16 protein-coding genes are annotated in these 18,954 nt (G+C 62.3%); 1 reads left to right on the forward strand and 15 read right to left on the reverse strand.

Annotation, left to right across the window (positions count from 1 at the left end; genetic code table 11):
- Nucleotides 1-13 precede the first annotated feature (13 nt).
- The 3 genes from folP to BLS51_RS15705 form a co-directional block, all read right to left on the reverse strand.
- Nucleotides 14-853 carry a dihydropteroate synthase gene (folP, locus tag BLS51_RS15695; protein ID WP_090183978.1) on the reverse strand — a complete coding sequence of 280 codons (840 nt, stop codon included), beginning with the start codon at nt 851-853 and terminating at the stop codon, nt 14-16.
- Nucleotides 854-918: 65 nt separating this feature from the next.
- A complete protein-coding gene (gene ftsH, locus BLS51_RS15700) occupies nt 919-2,802 on the reverse strand; it encodes an ATP-dependent zinc metalloprotease FtsH (protein ID WP_090183975.1) in 1,884 nt (627 codons plus the stop codon).
- Nucleotides 2,803-2,996: 194 nt separating this feature from the next.
- Complete coding sequence (locus tag BLS51_RS15705; protein WP_090183972.1) at nt 2,997-3,692, reverse strand: RlmE family RNA methyltransferase; 696 nt, start codon at nt 3,690-3,692, stop codon at nt 2,997-2,999.
- A gap of 43 nt (nt 3,693-3,735) precedes the next feature.
- On the opposite strand from BLS51_RS15705, the gene BLS51_RS15710 reads away from it, so the two are divergent.
- Nucleotides 3,736-4,200, forward strand: a complete 465-nt coding sequence (locus BLS51_RS15710; RefSeq protein ID WP_090183968.1) for a YhbY family RNA-binding protein — start codon at nt 3,736-3,738, stop codon at nt 4,198-4,200.
- Nucleotides 4,201-4,233: 33 nt separating this feature from the next.
- On the opposite strand, the gene BLS51_RS15715 is transcribed toward BLS51_RS15710, so the two are convergent.
- The 12 genes from BLS51_RS15715 to BLS51_RS15770 form a co-directional block, all read right to left on the reverse strand.
- Nucleotides 4,234-4,713, reverse strand: a complete 480-nt coding sequence (locus BLS51_RS15715) for a DUF4149 domain-containing protein (protein WP_090183963.1) — start codon at nt 4,711-4,713, stop codon at nt 4,234-4,236.
- The gene (greA, locus tag BLS51_RS15720) at nt 4,713-5,189 is read right to left on the reverse strand and encodes a transcription elongation factor GreA (RefSeq protein WP_090183959.1); all 477 of its coding nucleotides are present in this window, start codon (nt 5,187-5,189) and stop codon (nt 4,713-4,715) included. The genes BLS51_RS15715 and greA overlap by 1 nt, the downstream gene beginning before the upstream one ends.
- Before the next feature lie 100 nt (nt 5,190-5,289).
- Nucleotides 5,290-8,508 (reverse strand): carbamoyl-phosphate synthase large subunit, encoded by a 3,219-nt coding sequence (gene carB / locus BLS51_RS15725; RefSeq protein ID WP_090183956.1) that lies wholly within the window; start codon nt 8,506-8,508, stop codon nt 5,290-5,292.
- Complete coding sequence (gene carA, locus BLS51_RS15730; RefSeq protein ID WP_090183953.1) at nt 8,509-9,678, reverse strand: glutamine-hydrolyzing carbamoyl-phosphate synthase small subunit; 1,170 nt, start codon at nt 9,676-9,678, stop codon at nt 8,509-8,511. It abuts the gene before it with no gap.
- 210 nt (nt 9,679-9,888) lie between these two features.
- Nucleotides 9,889-10,299 (reverse strand): GlcG/HbpS family heme-binding protein, encoded by a 411-nt coding sequence (locus BLS51_RS15735; protein ID WP_090183946.1) that lies wholly within the window; start codon nt 10,297-10,299, stop codon nt 9,889-9,891.
- 9 nt (nt 10,300-10,308) lie between these two features.
- A complete protein-coding gene (locus tag BLS51_RS15740; protein ID WP_090183942.1) occupies nt 10,309-11,232 on the reverse strand; it encodes a patatin-like phospholipase family protein in 924 nt (307 codons plus the stop codon).
- Between the two features lie 54 nt (nt 11,233-11,286).
- Nucleotides 11,287-13,482 carry a glycoside hydrolase family 36 protein gene (locus BLS51_RS15745; RefSeq protein ID WP_090183938.1) on the reverse strand — a complete coding sequence of 732 codons (2,196 nt, stop codon included), beginning with the start codon at nt 13,480-13,482 and terminating at the stop codon, nt 11,287-11,289.
- A gap of 9 nt (nt 13,483-13,491) precedes the next feature.
- Entirely contained in the window at nt 13,492-14,580 is a 1,089-nt protein-coding gene (locus BLS51_RS15750; RefSeq protein WP_090183934.1) for an amidohydrolase family protein, read from the reverse strand.
- 11 nt (nt 14,581-14,591) lie between these two features.
- Nucleotides 14,592-15,557: an N-acetylglucosamine kinase gene (locus BLS51_RS15755; protein WP_090183930.1), complete on the reverse strand. Its 966-nt coding sequence runs from the start codon at nt 15,555-15,557 to the stop codon at nt 14,592-14,594.
- A complete protein-coding gene (locus tag BLS51_RS15760; protein ID WP_229207586.1) occupies nt 15,541-16,725 on the reverse strand; it encodes an SIS domain-containing protein in 1,185 nt (394 codons plus the stop codon). Before BLS51_RS15760 ends, BLS51_RS15755 begins: the two co-directional genes overlap by 17 nt.
- Complete coding sequence (locus tag BLS51_RS15765) at nt 16,719-18,026, reverse strand: D-tagatose-bisphosphate aldolase, class II, non-catalytic subunit (RefSeq protein ID WP_090183922.1); 1,308 nt, start codon at nt 18,024-18,026, stop codon at nt 16,719-16,721. Before BLS51_RS15765 ends, BLS51_RS15760 begins: the two co-directional genes overlap by 7 nt.
- Nucleotides 18,027-18,028: 2 nt before the next feature.
- Nucleotides 18,029-18,946, reverse strand: coding sequence for an EamA family transporter (locus BLS51_RS15770; protein ID WP_090183918.1), 918 nt, complete (start codon nt 18,944-18,946; stop codon nt 18,029-18,031).
- Nucleotides 18,947-18,954 lie beyond the last annotated feature (8 nt).

Below are 18,954 nucleotides of genomic sequence, written 5' to 3' on the forward strand. Positions count from 1 at the left end.
CTTTAAGTCGTTATTATTGTGCCGCGTGCCAGACCTTCAGCGCGTCGACCGTCTCCGCGACGTCGTGCACGCGCACGATCAGCGCGCCTTGCGCCACCGCCGCCAGCGCACCGCCCACACTGCCGGCCATGCGTTGCTCGACCGGCTTGCCGGTCACCGCGCCCACCATCGACTTGCGCGACAGGCCCGCCAGCAGCGGCAGGTTCAGCGCATTAATCAGGCGCGAAGTGGCCTTCAGCAAGGCGTAATTATGCTCCACAGTCTTGCCAAAACCAAAGCCAGGATCGATGCAAAGTCGACGTGGATCAATTCCTGCCGCCATCAGCGCTTCCGCACGCTCGCGCAGGAAGCTGATGACCTCGCCCACTACGTCGTTGTACGACGGCGCCAGCTGCATGTGTTGCGGATCGCTTTGCATGTGCATGATGCACAGCGCGCAATCGCTGTCGCGCACCGCGTCGATCGCGCCCGGCGCGCGGAAGCCGTTGATATCGTTGATCATGTCGACGCCGGCGATGATGGCTTCGCGCATCACCTGCGGCTTGTAGGTGTCGACCGAGATGGCCGGACCGAGGTCGCGCAGCGCGTACAGCACCGGCATCACGCGCTGCAGCTCGTCTTCCAGCGACACCGCCGGCGAGCCGGGCCGGGTGGATTCGCCGCCAACATCGATGATGTCGACGCCATCCTGGATCATCTGCTCGGCGTGCGACAGCGCAAACTCCAGCGACTGGTAGTTGCCGCCATCCGAGAACGAATCCGGCGTCACATTGAGAATGCCCATCACGCGCGTGCACACGCCCTGCCCCCGCCACGGGAAATTAAAACGGCCAAACTGTAAGGTAGATTGCATGAGGAACTGAAATGAAAAAGGGCGAGGATTGCTCCTCACCCTTGTCGTGGATGCCGTGCCGCCGATCAGGCTGGCGCGGTCACGCTAGGCGATACACCGCTACCGCCATCGCTCGGAGGCTGTTTGCGGATCGACACGCCGGCTTTCGGTGGACGCGGCTCCAGGCCGGCCATGATGTCGTTGATCTGGTCTGCGTCGATGGTTTCCCAATCCAGCAGCGCCTTGGTCATGACTTCCACCTTGTCGCGGTTTTCTTCCAGCAGGCGGCGCGCCAGCGCATATTGCGTGTCCAGGATGTTACGGATTTCCGCATCGACTTTTTGCTGCGTGGCTTCCGAGATGGTCTTGTTGCTACCGCCCATGAAACCGTCGTTCTGCGAGTCTTCGTAGACCATCACGCCCAGCGCATCCGACATGCCGAACTTGGTGACCATCGAGCGGGCCAGCTTGGTGGCGCGCGAGAAGTCGTTCGAGGCGCCGGTCGACATCTGGCCGACGAAGATTTCTTCAGCGATACGGCCGCCGAACAGGATGGAAATTTCTTCCAGCATCTTGTCCTTGTAGCCCGAGATATTGTCGTGCTCCGGCAACTGCCAGGTCAGGCCCAGCGCCCAGCCACGCGGCATGATGGTCACTTTGTGCACCGGATCAGCTTTCGGCAGCAGCTTGGCGACCACCGCGTGACCGGATTCGTGGTAAGCGGTGTTGCGGCGCTCATCTTCACGAATGACCATCGATTTACGCTCAGGACCCATGTAGATCTTGTCCTTGGCATCTTCGAAGTCCTGCATGTCGACCAGACGCTTCGAGCGGCGCGCGGCAAACAGCGCAGCCTCATTGACCAGGTTGGCCAGGTCGGCGCCCGAGAAGCCCGGCGTGCCGCGTGCCAGGATATCGGCCTTGACGTCGGTGCCGATCGGCACTTTGCGCATATGGACGTTGAGGATCTGTTCACGGCCACGGATGTCCGGCAGGCCGACAGTCACTTGACGGTCGAAACGGCCCGGACGCAGCAGCGCCTTGTCCAGCACGTCGGCACGGTTGGTGGCGGCGATGACGATCACGCCGGACTGGGCTTCAAAGCCGTCCATTTCCACCAGCAGCTGATTCAGCGTCTGTTCGCGCTCGTCGTTGCCGCCGCCCATGCCGGCGCCACGATGGCGGCCGACCGCGTCGATCTCGTCGATGAAGATGATGCACGGCGAATGCTTCTTGGCGTTCTCGAACATGTCGCGCACGCGGCTTGCACCGACGCCGACGAACATTTCCACGAAGTCCGAACCGGAAATCGAGAAGAACGGCACTTTGGCTTCACCAGCAATGGCGCGCGCCAGCAGGGTTTTACCGGTGCCTGGAGGACCAACCATCAGCACGCCGCGTGGAATGCGGCCGCCCAGTTTCTGGAACTTGCTTGGATCTTTGAGGAAGTCGACGATCTCGGCGACTTCTTCCTTGGCTTCGTCGCAGCCGGCCACGTCGGCCAGCGTGACGGTGTTATTGGCTTCATCCATCATGCGCGCCTTCGACTTGCCGAAGGAGAACGCGCCGCCCTTGCCGCCGCCCTGCATCTGTCGCATGAAGAAGATCCACACGCCGATCAGCAGCAGCATCGGGAACCAGGAAACGAAAATCTGCGACAGGAACGATGGTTCCTCTGGCGGTTTGACATCGAAGCGGATGCCATTGTCGCGCAGGTCGCCGATCAGGCCGCGGTCGAGCATGGTAGCGGTGGTGCGGACCTTGGTGTCGTCACTGCGGGTGGCGATGATGTTGCCGCCCTCGATGGTCACATCCTTGATGCGCTTGGCTTTCACGTCGTCCAGCAAATCGGAGTAGGCGATCGGTTTCGCGCCGCCCGTGACGCCATGGCTATCAAACTGCTTGTACAGCATAAGCAGGAGCAGTACGACGACTACCCAGATGGCTGATTTGGAAAACATGTTATTCACGAAAACTCCTTGGATGCGAGACGCATCGATAAACCTGGCTGAACTTCGATTTTACTCGCAATGGGCAGGCGTTGCCAGAAACCTGCCGTGCGCCCATCAAAAACCGGCGAAAAAGCACATTATTTGACCAAAATCAGGCTGCAATCAAGGCAAAAAGGCACTCCCGGTTCGATATAAGGGTTATTCACCCAATATCAAGGGCGCCAGCCATCAGAATCCAGTGGTTGTGCTGAAGCCATGCCGCCATCGGACGGATTTTTCAGTCCTCGGCCCAAAAGGAATATTTCGGAGGACTTGTCGCGGCTGGCTTTAGGTTTCTTTTGAATCACTGTTTTAAATTCGGCACGGAATTTATGCACGATATCGTTAAAGCCCATGTCTTTAAAACATTTGACCAGCAATGCGCCTTCCGGTTTCAGGTGGGCCTGGGAAAACTCAATCGCCAGGTCGATCAGGTGCTCCATGCGGGCGGCATCGGAATCGTGGATGCCGGACAGATTGGGCGCCATATCCGATAACACCAGGTCAACTTTCTGCCCGTGCACGACGGCTTCCAGCTGCTGGATCACGTCCGCCTCGCGGAAATCGCCCTGGATGAAATGGAAATCGGCGATCGGCGCCATCGGCAGCATATCGAGTCCGATCAGCGTGCCATTGATGCCGCCGCCCTCCTTGCCGGCCAGCTTGCGGCGGGCATATTGGCCCCAGCTGCCGGGCGTACAGCCGAGGTCGACGATGACCTGGCCGGGCTTGATCAGCTTCTCGTCCTCATCGATCTCTTTCAGCTTGAAAGCCGCACGGGCGCGATAGCCCTCTTTCTGGGCCAATTTCACGTAAGGATCGTTAATATGGTCGTGAATCCAGTTTTTGTTTAATTTGTTCTTAGCCATTCGCGTAGAATACTGCCTTTAAGGAACCTACTAAAATAATTTTATGATCAAACTTACCCCCGCCGAGCGCAGTGCCCTGCGCGCCGAAGCCCATGGCCTGAATCCGATCGTCATGATCGGCGCCGACGGTCTGACTGCCAACGTTCTCAAGGAAATCTCGCTGGGCCTGGACTCCCACGGCCTGATCAAGGTCCGTGTATTCGGTGACGACCGCGAAGCCCGCATCGCGATGTACGAAACCATCTGCGAGCAGTTGAAGGCAGCGCCAGTGCAGCACATCGGCAAGCTGCTGGTGCTGTACCGTCCGAAAGTCGAAACGGAAAAAGCCCGCAGCAGCGCCGGCAAGGGCATGCGCGAAGTCACCATCGTCAAAGCCAGCGCCAGCGGCACCAAGCGTCCGTCGGTCACCAAAGTGCTGCTGAAGGGGAATGAACGCGTCACCCAGGGCGGCAACATCAAGCGCGCCAAGGCACGCCAGAAATCGACCAAAAAGACCGTACTGGGCTAATCAACAAGGGGGCGCATCGGCGCCCCCTTTATTTTATTGCTTCACCACCAGCCATGCGGCCAGCAGGCTCTGGATCAGATAGATCGTGCTGGATATCCCGTGCAGGATGCCGAATTCGTTCTTCGCGGCACCATCCATCACCCCGCCCGGCCCCGCCGCTGCACGCAGCGACGCCATCATCGGCTGCAGGCCGAAATGCGACACCAGCGTGCATGCCAGCATCACCACCACGATAATCAGCAGCGTACGGCGCGACTTGGCCGCCATATTGGCTGCCGGCCCGGCAAAGATGCCGCCGGTGCTGGTCTGGGTCGCGCCCAGCAGCACCAGCATCACCAGCGCGCAGGCGATCGACAGCCAGGCCTGGTTGGTGAACAGGTTGCCGGCAATGGTGCCGGCCAGCACGCGATCACTCAGCGTGGCGAACAGGGTCGGCGCGGCCAGATAGCCCACCGCCCATAAACTGCCGGCCCACAGGGTCGCGACCAGCAAACGTGTGCGGGCGAGTAGCATCAGATGTAACGCACTTCCAGGATTTCGTATTCGCGCGGACCAGACGGCGCCTGCACTTCCACCACGTCGCCGGCCGACTTGCCGATCAGCGCGCGGGCGATCGGCGAGGTCACCGATACCTTGCTCAGTTTCAGGTCGGCTTCGTCGATGCCGACGATCTGGTAGCTGACCTTGGCGCCCGATTCCAGGTCTTCCAGGTCCACGGTGGCGGCAAACACCACGCGGCCTTCAGCGTCCAGCGTGGTGGGATCGATGATTTGCGCGGCGCTGAGCTTGCCTTCCAGTTCCGCGATCCGGCCTTCCACGAATGCCTGGCGCTCCTTGGCGGCATCGTACTCGGCGTTTTCCGACAGGTCGCCATGCGAGCGCGCTTCGGCAATCGCGTCGATCACGATACGGCGCTCTTTGGTCTTCAACTGGTGCAGCTCGTCTTTCAGGAGCTCGGCGCCGAATTTGGTCAGTGGAACTGAAGTCATGTTGTCTATTTACTCTGTTTTTACAATGGAAAACCACAGAGGCCGCGCCTAACTGCCAGCGCGAGCTCTGTGGTCCGGGTACTACCTAAACCTATAAGGCTTAGTGTAAGGTTTTATGCAGCCCTTGTAAATCGTACACTTGCAATTCGTCGAGATGACGGATGCCTTCGACCGCCGCTTCGGCACCGGCGATGGTGGTGTACGTGGTCACGCGCGAGGCCAGCGACGAGGTGCGGATGGCACGCGAGTCAACAATCGCGTTGCGCTTCTCTTCCACCGTGTTGATGACCAGGACAATTTCGTGGTTCTTGATCATGTCAACGATGTGCGGACGACCCTCAACCACCTTGTTGACCGCAGTGACCGGGATGCCCGCTGCCGAGATCACCGCCGCCGTGCCCTTGGTCGCAGCCAGCGTGAAGCCCATGTCGACCAGGTCGCGCGCCACTTTGACGGCGCGCGGCTTGTCGGAAGCTTTCACCGACAGGAATACCTTGCCCGATTTCGGCAGCTTGACGCCGGCGCCCAGCTGCGACTTGACGAAGGCTTCACCGAAGGTCTTGCCCACGCCCATGACTTCACCGGTCGATTTCATCTCAGGGCCGAGGATGGTGTCGACGCCAGGGAATTTGACGAACGGGAACACGGCTTCCTTGACGCTGTAGTAAGGCGGCACCACTTCCTTGGTGATGCCCTGGTCCGCCAGCTTCTGGCCAACCATGCAGCGCGCGGCGATCTTGGCCAGCTGCAAGCCGGTGGCTTTCGACACATACGGCACGGTACGCGAAGCGCGCGGGTTCACTTCCAGCACGTAGACCACGTCCTGGCCGTCCTGTTTCTGGATCGCGAACTGCACATTCATCAGGCCGACCACGTTCAGGCCCTTGGCCATCAGCGAGGTCTGACGCTTCAGCTCATCGATGGTTTCCTGCGACAGCGAATACGGTGGCAGCGAGCAGGCCGAGTCGCCCGAGTGGACGCCAGCCTGTTCGATGTGTTCCATCACACCGCCGATGAAGGTGGTGTCGCCGTCCGAGATGCAGTCGACGTCACACTCGATGGCGTCGTTCAGGAAGCGGTCCAGCAGCACCGGCGAATCATTCGATACCTTGACCGCTTCGCGCATGTAACGCTCCAGGTCGCGCTGCTCGTGGACGATTTCCATCGCACGGCCGCCCAGCACGTAGGAAGGACGCACCACCAGCGGGTAGCCGATTTCCTGTGCCAGCGCCAGCGCGTCTGCTTCGGTGCGCGCGGTGCGGTTAGGCGGCTGACGCAGACCCAGGTCTTGCAGCAGCTTCTGGAAACGCTCGCGGTCTTCAGCGGCGTCGATCATGTCCGGCGAGGTGCCGACGATCGGCACGCCGTTGGCTTCCAGGTCCAGCGCCAGTTTCAATGGCGTCTGGCCGCCGTACTGCACGATCACGCCAACCGGTTTTTCCAGTTCGACGATTTCCAGCACGTCTTCCAGCGTCAGCGACTCGAAGTACAGGCGATCCGAGGTATCGTAGTCGGTCGACACGGTCTCCGGATTGCAGTTGACCATGATGGTCTCGTAGCCGTCTTCGCGCATTGCCAGCGCGGCGTGCACGCAGCAGTAGTCGAATTCGATACCCTGGCCGATACGGTTCGGGCCACCGCCCAGCACCATGATCTTTTTCTTGTCGGTCGGATTGGACTCGCACTCTTCATCGTAGGTCGAGTACATATACGCGGTGTTGGTGGCGAATTCCGCCGCGCAGGTGTCGACGCGCTTGTACACCGGACGGATGTCCAGCGAGTGACGGTATTTGCGCACCTCGGCCGGCGTGGTTTGCAGCAGGAAGGCCAGGCGGCGATCCGAGAAACCCTTCTGTTTCAGCTTGTACAGCGTGGTCTTGTCCAGCTGTTCCAGCTTCTGCGTATCCATCCACAGTTCCAGGTCGACGATCTCTTTAATCTGGATCAGGAACCATGGGTCGATCTTGGTCAGCTGGTGCACTTCTTCCATCGTGAAGCCCTGGGCGAAAGCATCGCCCACGTACCAGATGCGCTCCGGACCTGGCTCGCCCAGTTCCTCTTCGATCTTTTCGCGGTCCTTGGTTTTTTCGTTCAGGCCATCGACGCCCACTTCCAGGCCGCGCAGCGCTTTCTGGAACGATTCCTGGAAGGTGCGGCCAATCGCCATCACTTCACCGACAGATTTCATCTGCGTGGTCAGGTGGTGGTCGGCGGTCGGGAACTTCTCGAAGGTGAAACGCGGGATCTTGGTGACGACGTAGTCGATCGATGGCTCGAACGAAGCTGGCGTTGCGCCGCCGGTGATCTCGTTGCGCAGCTCATCCAGCGTGAAGCCCACGGCCAGCTTGGCCGCCACTTTGGCGATCGGGAAGCCGGTGGCTTTCGACGCCAGCGCCGACGAACGCGAAACACGCGGGTTCATCTCGATGACGATCATGCGGCCGTCTTTCGGGTTGATCGAGAACTGCACGTTGGAACCGCCGGTGTCGACGCCGATTTCACGCAGCACCGCCAGCGAGGCGTTACGCATGATCTGGTATTCCTTGTCGGTCAGCGTTTGTGCTGGCGCCACGGTGATCGAGTCACCGGTGTGCACGCCCATCGGGTCCAGGTTTTCGATCGAGCAGATGATGATGCAGTTGTCCGCCTTGTCGCGCACCACTTCCATCTCGTACTCTTTCCAGCCCAGCAGCGATTCTTCAATCAGCAGCTCATTGGTTGGCGAGGCTTCCAGGCCGCGTTTGCAGATCGCTTCGAATTCTTCTTCGTTGTAAGCGATGCCGCCGCCGCTGCCGCCCATGGTGAACGATGGACGGATGATGGTCGGGAAGCCAACCGTTTTCTGCACCGCCCACGATTCTTCCAGCGAGTGCGCCACGCCGGAACGTGCCGAACCCAGGCCGATCTTGGTCATCGCGTCCTTGAACTTGGAACGGTCTTCGGCCTTGTCGATGGCCTCCGGCGTCGCGCCGATCAGCTCAACCTTGTACTTGTCCAGCACGCCGTTGCGGTGCAGGTCCAGCGCGCAGTTCAGCGCGGTCTGGCCGCCCATGGTTGGCAGGATCGCGTCCGGCTTTTCCTTGGCGATGATTTTTTCCACGACTTGCCAGGTGATCGGCTCGATGTAGGTGACATCGGCCATTTCCGGGTCGGTCATGATGGTCGCAGGGTTGCTGTTGACCAGGATGACTTTGTAGCCTTCTTCGCGCAGGGCTTTGCAGGCCTGGGCGCCGGAATAGTCGAACTCGCAGGCCTGGCCGATGATGATCGGGCCAGCGCCAATAATCAGGATGCTTTTAATATCAGAACGTTTTGGCATTTATTTTTTCTCCGTAGCTTCCATCAGGCCGATGAAGCGGTCAAACAGGTAAGCGACGTCAGTCGGGCCAGGCGATGCTTCAGGGTGGCCCTGGAAGCAGAAGGCTGGCGTGTCGGTGCGGGCGAAGCCCTGCAGCGAACCGTCGAACAGCGATACGTGGGTCACACGGCAGTTGGCCGGCAGCGTGGCCTGATCCACCGCGAAACCGTGGTTTTGCGAGGTGATCATCACGTGCTTGCTGTCCAGGTCTTGCACCGGGTGGTTGGCGCCGTGGTGGCCGAATTTCATTTTCAGCGTCTTGGCGCCGGAGGCCAGGCCCATGATCTGGTGGCCGAGGCAGATGCCGAACAGCGGCAGCTTCTTCTCCATGAACACCTTGGCGGCAGCAATCGCGTAGTCGCATGGCTCAGGGTCGCCAGGACCGTTGGACAGGAACACGCCGTCCGGATTCAGCGCCAGCACTTCTTCAGCGGTGGTTTGCGCCGGCACCACGGTGACTTTGCAGCCACGCGCGGTCAGCATGCGCAGGATGTTTTTCTTCACGCCGAAGTCGTAGGCGACCACGTGGAACTTCTGGTCGGCTTCGGCCAGCTTGCCGTAGCCCTCGCCCAGCGTCCATTCAGTTTCGGTGTACTCGTATTTTTCCTTGACGCTGACCACCTTGGCCAGGTCCATGCCGGCCAGGCCAGGGAAGGAACGCGCCAGGTCCAGCGCCTGCGACACCGACGGCTCGTTGCCCTGCGTGCCGGTGACGATGGCGCCGGATTGGGCGCCCTTCTCGCGCAGGATGCGGGTCAGCTTGCGGGTGTCGATACCGGCGATGGCGACGATATTCTCGGCCTTCAGGTAGTCGGCCAGCGACTGGGTGGAGCGGAAGTTCGACGCAATCAGCGGCAGGTCACGGATGATTAGACCGGCTGCGTGCACCTTGGTCGATTCGACGTCTTCGGTATTGATACCGTAGTTGCCGATGTGTGGATAGGTCAGCGTGACGATCTGGCGGCTGTAGGAAGGATCGGTGAGGATCTCCTGGTAGCCGGTCATGGAAGTGTTGAAGACCACTTCACCGGTTGTATGACCGGCAGCGCCGATCGAAAAACCTTTGAAAATGGTACCGTCAGCGAGGGCCAGTATGGCTGGAACGGCGGGGCCAGAAAAAAATGGCGGCAAGGGCAACTCCTGATAAAGTTACCGTAGCTGCGCCACGTCAGACGACCGTCAAGCAACCCTGGCCATGCAAGCGCCGGGGGTGAGGGTCAGATTGATGATGGATTGAGTGGTAGTCGCTACGGTAGAGATGTGATTTGGCTAAACCTTTGAATTATAACCAAATCCGCCCTGCTTGGCAAGGCCACCAGCGTTGCGCTGGCGGCCCTTTTTTTAATTCAGTGCTGCAATACCGGCTTTTGCAATTTGTGCATCTTCGACGGATTTGACGCCGGAGACGCCAACTGCGCCGATGATGTGGCCGTCAACGATGATCGGTACGCCGCCTTCCAGCATGCCGTCGGTCTGTGGCGACGGCGCGCTGAGGAAGGACACGCGGCCGTTGTTGATCATGTCTTCGTAGATTTTCGATTCGCGGCGACCGAGTGCCGACACGCGTGCCTTGGCCGGGGCGATGTGCGACGACAGCGCATTGGCGCCGTCCTGGCGTTGCAGCCACAGCAGGTGGCCGCCATCGTCGACGATGGCGATCACCACCGGCCAGTTGTTGGCGACCGCTTCCGCCTCGGCAGCAGCAGCGATTTTCTTGACGTCGGCAAGCGACAAATACGGCTTGGTTTGCATAACACTTCCTTATGGTCTACGTTTTGCTTCGAGTTTGAGCTTGATCTGCGCCATCGCCTGCGCGGCGGCCTGCTCGCCGGCCAGCACCGCCTGGTTGCGGCCATTGAAATCGTTGCCGGCCATATTGCCCAGCGGCGGCGTAATGACGATGTCCGCATCGCGCAACTCATATTCGTTGATGCGCTGCCCCATGATGGAGAAGGTCTGCATGATGACATCCAGCGAACTGACCGTGGCCTGCACATCCGCCTGCGTGGAGATATTGACGGCGATGACAAAGTCGGCGCCCATATCGCGTGCAAAGCGCACCGGCACCGGCGCCACCAGGCCGCCATCGACATAGGTATGGCCAGTGATCGCCACCGGCTGGAACACGCCTGGTACCGCCGACGACGCGCGCACCGCCATGCCGGTATTCCCCCGCTGGAACAGGATAGGCTTGCCGTCCTTCAGATCGGTGGCCACCGCGCCGAATGGAATCTTCAGCTTCTCCATCGGCTGGTTGTTGACCGCCTTGTTGACATAGGACTGCAGCGCCTCGCCTTTCAGCACGCCGGTATTCTTGCGGAACAGCGGCACCGCCCAGTCGGAAATCGATGCCTCGTCCATTTCCATCGCCAGCTTTTGCAGCTGGAAACCGGTATTGCCGGCCGCGTACAGCGCGCCGACCACGCTGCCGGCGCTGGTGCCGACCACGATGTCCGGATAAATGCCCTGCGCCTCCAGCGCCTTGATGACGCCGATGTGGGCAAAGCCGCGCGCCGCACCGCCGCCCAGGGCGAGGCCGATCTTGATCTTCTTCGGCGGCAGTGGCGCCGGTTCGGGCGCGGCCACGACGGCCGGCGTTTCGATGACAGGAGTGGTTTTGCAGCCGACGATCGCGGCTGCGGACAAAATGGCTAAACTGGCAAGGGCAAGACGGCGTGAGGTCATTGGGCTCTGGGATGATCGAACTAAGCGCCCAGATTGTACACCGCCTTGCTTACCCTAAGCTGAAGCGCTCACCCGCACCGCTTCCAGCAGCAGTGCGTGCTCAAAGCGCAGCGTCAGGCGATTGCGGCCGCCCTCCACTTCGCCGATGTCCCGTCCATCGACATAATCGCGCAGGCGCCAGCGGCCGGCACCCAGGCCGCGTATCTCCACCGGACCATCCCAGCGCGGCGCGTAGAACGCAAAATACATCTTGCCGTCCTTCTCGACTGCATGCGCCTCCGGCTTGTCGAAGCCGATGTCATACAGCTCGCCGCGGTACACGCCGTTGGCCAGCATCTTGTCACGGTAGATGCCGATCCATTTGCGCCACTGGACTTCGCGCTCAGGCGTCAACAGGAAGCTGTCCTTCGGCTTCGGGTCCACCGGCCAGGTGAACTTGGTCGACAGTACCGCGCCGATGCCGACCGTGGTGGCGAAATCGTCGCCGCCGTCACTCAACTCGACGTGATCGCCCGCATACGGCGCCGAGCGGCCCATCAGCGCCTTCAGCGTCTTGCCCTTGTGGCGCACCTGCCACGACGACAGCGGGTCAGCCGCCGGCGCCTGGTTCATGTACGGGAAATTATGGAAGGCGTAGGACGTGCCGCAGGGGCACAGCTCAATCACCGCATTCGGATTCACCTCGCGCGCGGTGTCGTACACCACCTTCCAGAAATCCTGCAACTTCTCGGCCGATTCCTCCGGGCGCGCGTGTTTGTGCGCCGGGTTGTAGCACGGCGCCACGCCGTTCAGATGCTGGCCGTCGATCTTGATGCCCTGGTAGCCCCACTCGCCGAAAATCTTGCGTATCCACTTGCGCGTCATCTCGATGGTTGGCTCGTAGGCCGGGCACAGGTAAAAGCTGTTCCACCAGCTGATCAGCTGCGGTGCGCCGTCGCGGTCCAGCAGCAGCATGTCGGTGTGATCGTGCAGCAGGTCCGAGCCGGGATCGACCGCCAGCGGCGTAATCCACAGCCGCGCCTTCAGGCCTGCATCCTTGATCGAGCGGACCAGGCCACGCATGTCCGCCTCGCCGTTGGGGAATTTTTTTGTGTCCAGCTTCCAGTCGCCCTCGTTGTTCTGCCAGCCATCGTCCAGCACTGCCCATTCCAGGCCCAGCTCCTTGGCCTTTTGCAGCGTGCCCACCATCAGCGGGATGGTGAAGTCGCGCTCATAGCCCCAGGCGCACCAGATCGGCTCATAGGATTCGGCCGGCGCATCCGGCGCACGCAGGCCGCGTTCAGCCATCAGTTGGCGATACTGGTCCAGCGCGGCGAAGTAATCGCCCTTGTGCAGCGCCAGGAAGGTGTCCATGGTGTCAAGCGTGTCGCCCGGCTGCAATGTAGTCTCGGCGTTGAATTCGACGGCGATGGATGCGCCGCCGCTCACCGCCTGCACCGGCAAGGCCACCAGGCGCGGCACCGTGTCCAGATGGCCAACCGCCAGACCGCAATCGCGATGCCAGACATCGGCCGCCGGCGTGCCGCTGCCATAGTCGGAAGCGTTCATGCCCATGAAGTTGCGCTGGTCGAAGCCCGCCACCAGCGGCTGCACCCAGTCGCGCCGGTCGGCGTGCGAAGCGCCTGAGAAGGTCCAGAATTCCGCATTGCGGCCTGCCGCAGGGCGCAATGTATGAGCGCTATTGACCCACTCGCCCACCGCCAGCGGCTTGCTGCCAGCGTTGCGGTAAGACGTGCGGATGACAGCAAAGCCGGGATGGCGCTCATAGAACGTCACCGCAACCGTTTTTTCGATGCCTTCGGCGGACTTACCGCTCAAACGGTGACGCACGCCAGGCCCGTGCGGGCCGTCCACCCGGTCCGCCGCCTGCGACGACAACGCAAAGCGTTCGATCCAGCGGCCGCTGGCAGCATTGGCCGCGTTGCTGCTGGCGGCAACCACGGCCGCATTGATGCCGGCGCCGTTCGCACCGCCGTTGGCGTTCGCACTGTTCAACAGGCGCAGACGCTCGCTCGGCGCGAACGCCGTGACGGCCGCAGCGCGCGGTCCCAAACGCGAGACGACGCGGCATTGCAGTTGACTGTCGAATTCCAGCGCCATGACGGCGTCGCCAATGCGCGCCACGTCCTTGCCCTTGGCCGCCGAAGCCGGCGTGACCGCCGCGCCGGCATCGACCACGGCGGAAGCTACGGCGCTACCGGCCAGCCATTGCAGCAGGTTGCGACGGCGTTGGTTGTGTTGATGTTCCATCTGTCTCCCTTATTTATGTGAGTGCCAGGCTTGCGGGAAAGCCTGTTCCGCGTTGAGGCGATACAGTTTGTCGACCACCTTGCGCGGCAGCGACAGGCCGCGCACCGGCTTGTCCAGTTCCGGCACATCAAAATTGTCGGCGGTGACGAAATAGCGCCAGTCGCGGCGCCAGACGGTATCCATGTCGGTGACGAAATCGGCATCGCTCTGCTCCGCCGACTGCGACAGGTCCGAACCGTACATCAGCCGATCCTGATATCGGATGAAGAAAGCGCGCACGCGCTCACGGTCGCGCTGCGACTGATATTGCAGCTGGCCGATGCGCGCGGCGACATCCAGCTTGACGCCCGGATGCGTATCGAGAAAACGGCCGATGCGGTCCACATCGTATTCCAGCGACGCCAGATGTACGCCAGTGAAGCGCATCTTCGGATGCTGCGCCAGCAGACGGTCGCGCGCCGCCATCTGCTGCTCATAGCCCGGCATCTCGGGATGCAGGTACATATGATATGCAGGATGGTTCTTGAAATATTCGCGGTCGTTATTCACCGTCATCTGCTCGACCGGCAGCCAGCAGTTATGCGGCTCGCCCTGGTGGCCCAACACCATCACGCCGCGCTGCGTCAGCCCGTTGAACAGCGGCGCCAGGCGCGTGTCATCGATCATCACCAGCTTGCCCTGGCTGTCGCGCAAGCTCATGCCGATATTCTTCCAGACCTTGACGCCAACCGCGCCGTCCTTGCGCGCACCATCCAGGTCTTTCAGCGTTGCTTCCGTCCAGCCAGGCTGCTCGAAGCCGTCGGCGGCAAACGTCGCCACCCACGCCACCTGCTGTGGATGCTGGTGCGCCAGCGCGCTGGCCACCTTGCGCTGCTGGTCCAGCGGCGGGAAATCCGGATAATCGACGTTGATCGTCAGCGCGCGGAAGTTGTCCTTGCGCGCCAGCGCCAGCCAGGCATCCTGGCTCTTGCCATGCAGGTGCAGGTGAGCGTCGATCTTCGGCACGCTGGCGAAATCGGCCATGGTGTAAAGGTCGGCCGCGTGGGATGGCGTGGCCATCAAGGCCGCGAGAATGGTGGGTAGTAAGATCCAGCGCATGCATGTCTCCTTTATTGTTGGACGGCCAGGTACTCCAGTGCGGCGGCGCTCAACGGCGTACCGCCAGCACGCGCGGCATACAGCGCAGCGCCCAGTACCGGCGCCAGCTTCGGTGGCGCCAGCCGGTAAGAACTGCCGCGTGCCGCCAGCGCATCGGCAAACGGCACATGCAGCGGACCATCGACGCCAAACAGGCCTCCGGTGTAGGATACCGCCACACCCTGCCCTGCCGCCACGCCCAGCGCGCTACGCACCGCATCGACCAAAGCCGCCAATTCCTCGGCTGCCGCATCGATGATCGCCAGCGCCTGCGCATCGCCCTGCGCGGCGGCCTCGGATACCAGCCGGGACAAGGCGGCAATGCGGCTGCGCTCCGCGTTCAATTCGCCGTAGACCACCTGGCACAGATCCAGGTCCTGCTGCAACGCCAGCCGCTCGCGCACCAACTGGTATAGCGGGCCACGTGGCGCACGGCCATCGCTCATGCGCGAAAACAGCCGCAGGCCAGCGCGTGCGATCCAGTGCGCCGAGCCTTCATCGCTGAACAACTCGCCCCAGCCGCCGGCGCGCGCCTGCTTGCCGCCGAATTCGCCGTAGGCCATCGAGCCGGTGCCGGCAATCACGCTGATGCCATCTGCGCACGCCAGCGAGCCCGCCCAGCTGCACACCATGTCATTGCCACACAGGTAGCGGTCATGACCGAGCACCGCGCGCGGCAAGGCATCCAGCTGCGGCTGCACCACGCGGTCTTCTCCATAAGCTGGCAGGCCAAAGAAGGCAAAGCGGATGTCCGGCGTCGTGGCACCGGCAGCCGCGCAGACGGCGTCGTAACCGCGTGTCAGCATGGCAGCAACGCCTGCCATGCCGACTTCCAGATAATACGCGCTGCTTTCCTGGTGACGCGCCAGCACCCGGCCTGCGCTGTCGATCAGTGCGAAGGCAGTCTTGGTGCCGCCGCCATCAACCCCGAGGAACATGCAGCTCTCCCGCATACGGATAAATGGTCACGCCACGCACCACGCGGTTGACCGTGCCGGACGCGCTTGGCGTGTCCGGGCGGATGCCCTGCGCCAGCGATTGCAACAGCGCGAACGACTGGCAGAACAGGATGTACGGCAGCGCCAGCGCCAGGTCGGATACGTCCGCCGCAGCTTTCAGCACCACGCAATCCGTGCCCAGCTCCGGCGCGGCCTGGCCGCTCAACGCCAGCACGCGGCCGGCGCGGCCATCGTTGCGCAGTTCGCGCAGCAGGTCGAGGTCATAGCGGCGCGCCTGTGCGTCATTGGACAGCAATACCACCACCAGCGTCTCATCATCGACGATGGTTTTCGGACCGTGCCGGAAGCCCAGCGGCGAATCAAACAGTGCCACCACGCGGCCGTCGGTCAGCTCCAGCAGCTTCAGCGACGCTTCACGCGCCAGGCCGCGCAGCTCATTGCTGCCGAGGTAGACCACGCGCTTGAACTGTTGCGCCACCAGCGATTGCAGCAGCGGCAGCGCAGTCGCATGGACATCTTCGGCGGCGACCGACGGCGCACTTGCAGCACCGGCAGGCAGCACGCTGAACGCCAGCGCTGCCGCCAGCAGCATCGAGGTAAAGCTGGTGGTCATGGCGAAGCCCCGATCGTGCGTTTCATCCGGCAGCAGGATGGCGCAGGCATTGCTGCGCCCTTGCGCCATGCGATACAGCTCGCCGTCCGCATTACAGGTGATCACCAGGTGGTGCACATCCTTTACCAGCTGATCCGCCAGTTCGACTGCGGCGATGCTTTCCGGGCTGCTGCCGGAACGCGCGAACGACACCAGCAGCGTTGGCACAGCGGGCTGCAGGAAGCGCAGCGGGCCGGAGACGATATCAGTGGTCGGCACGGCTTCGGCGCGCAGACCCTGGCCCAGCATGGCCGGCGCCAGGCATTCGCCAACAAAGGCCGAGGTACCGGCGCCGGTCAGCACGATGCGCAGCTCGGGACGCCGCAGCAGCGGGCCGAGGAAGGCGTCGAGTGACGCGCGGCTGCGCTGAACCAGCGCATCGATCTGCGGCCAGACGGCCGGCTGCTGCGCGATCTCGCGCGCGGTCAGGCCACCGCCCGCTGCATCGAGGCCCATTGTGCTGAGTCCCAAAATATCCTTGTCTACCACTAGCATGTTTCCAACTCCTTTGTTGCGGCGCCTGCACAGGCATCCATGTACTGGCGCAGCACTTTGGCTACGCCCTCTTTAAGTAAATCCGCCGGCAGGTTGCGCACGCGTCCCTCGCGCACTGCCTCATATTGCGCCGGAAGGTACTGGCTAAGCAAGGTCAATGGCGGTGGCGTGCGCTCCAGGTTGGCCAGCAGTTGCGCCTGCGCCGCCTGGATGGCCGCATGCGGCCAGTAATAGCGTATGCGGTCGCTCAGGCTGTATTGCTGATCGAAACGCGCGCGTGCCGGGTCGTTGTCGTAATATTTGCGCCAGTATTCGGGTTCGGTGCGCATCACTTCCAGCACCACATTCTTGAAGTCCGAGCCCTGGCCGCCCATGCCCATGTTCATCTCTTGCTCAATGTCGGCCAGTGCCCACAGCGTCTCGCGCAGCGCAAAGGTCAGGCCGGGACCGACCTTGAGGATGGCGAAGTGGCCGGCCACCAATGCAGCCAGATTGGACGGCGTCTGGTAATCGGTCGAATGCGCTTCGTAGACCAGCGTTGGCTCATTCTCGATAAAGCGGCTCAATTCTGCGGCGCGCTGCGGCTGGAAGTCGATCACCTTGTGATGGTCGAATTCCACGCCCGGCTGCACCACCAGCCCAATCACACGCGGCCACGCCGCTTCCAGGCCGGCGGCGGCAAACGCCAGCCGATGCACCTTGATGGTCAGCCCGGCCGCACCGGGCGTGGTGACGCTTAATTCCTCCAGGTCTTCATGCGCGCCGCCCGGCACTGGCACTTCCGTGCCGACCACGTACACCGGCGCCTCGCCGCCAACCGCGCTCCATGCCCGCTCCGCCACCACGCAAAGACGCGCGGCACGTTCCGCCACCACCGCATCCGGCAGCGGCACCGGATCACCGGCGCAGGACATCGAGCAATCCAGGTGAATCTTGCGGAAGCCGGCCCGCACGTACTGGTCGATCAGCACCTCGGCCTTGGCCATGGCAGCATCCGCCGACTGGCCTTGCCAAGCGTTCGGTCCCAGATGATCGCCACCCAGCAGTACGCGCTCTCGCGCCAGGCCGCTGCGGTCAGCGATGCCATAAACGAAGTCGCGGAACACCGCCGGCGTCATGCCGGTATAACCGCCATCCTGGTTCACCTGGTTGGAGGTGGATTCGATCAAGACCGGCAACCCGCGTTCAAGCGCGGTCTCCATTGCCGCCTCGATCACCAGCGGATGCGCCGAGCATACCGAATGGATGCCGACAGGTTCGCCCGCCTTATGGCGGCGCACCAGATTCAAAAGATAGTCCATCGTCAGTTTCCTTGTGTAGGTTCGTCCGGTTGCAGCGCGAGGAACAGCGCCGCCGCCAGCGACAGGCCGATGCCCGCCAGCCGGAAGCCGGTCGGCACAGTCGACGCCAGCGCCATCGCGATCACCGTGGTCAGCAACGGCGCACCGGCGTTCACCAGCGGCGACACCATCAGCGCCTTGCCATGGCGGAAGGCATACACCAGCGTCAGTGCGCCGACCGCGTTCAATATCTGCGTGGCGGCGGCGAGCAGCGGTCCGGATGGACCGTAATTAATTGGTTGCGAAAAGTCCGTCATTGCCAGCGCAGCAGGGATGAACAGCAAGGCGCTCAGCGTCATGTAAAAGAAGATGCTTTCCGCGTCCATGCTGGCGTTGGCCAGCTTGATGAAGTAAGCCTGCAAGCCCCAGGCCACCAGCACGCCCAGCGCCAGCACAAACCACAGGCCGTACTGCTGTGGCGCACCGTCCGGCGTGTAGTCGAACAACGGCAGCGCACACACCGCCAGCACGATGCCGGCGATGCCCATCACGCCGGTGCGCTCGCGCAGGAACAGGAACGACAGCGCAATCGTCAGCACCGGCGACAGTGAAATCAGCGGGAAGATCAGGTAGGCCGGACCGGCCTTCACCGCATAGAACAGCACCATCTGCCCGCCCGCGCCCAGCACGCCGATGGCCAGCCCGTAGGCGATCGAGCGCCCGTCGCGCCGCACGCGCCAGCCATTGCGCGCGAGGACGAACAGCGCCGGCGGCAGCATGGTCAGCGCCCACACCACGTAGATCAGCGTTTCAGGAAAACCGTGCTGGCTGGGCAGGCCGGCAAACGCGCCCCACACGCCCCACAGCAGCGTGGTGGCCAGCGCATAAGCCAGCCAGGTGGCGCGGCGCGTGGAGGTGGTCGGCAAGGTAGTCGTCGTCATAGTCATCC

The organism is Duganella sp. OV510 (genome assembly GCF_900100205.1).
GTDB lineage: Bacteria > Pseudomonadota > Gammaproteobacteria > Burkholderiales > Burkholderiaceae_D > Rugamonas.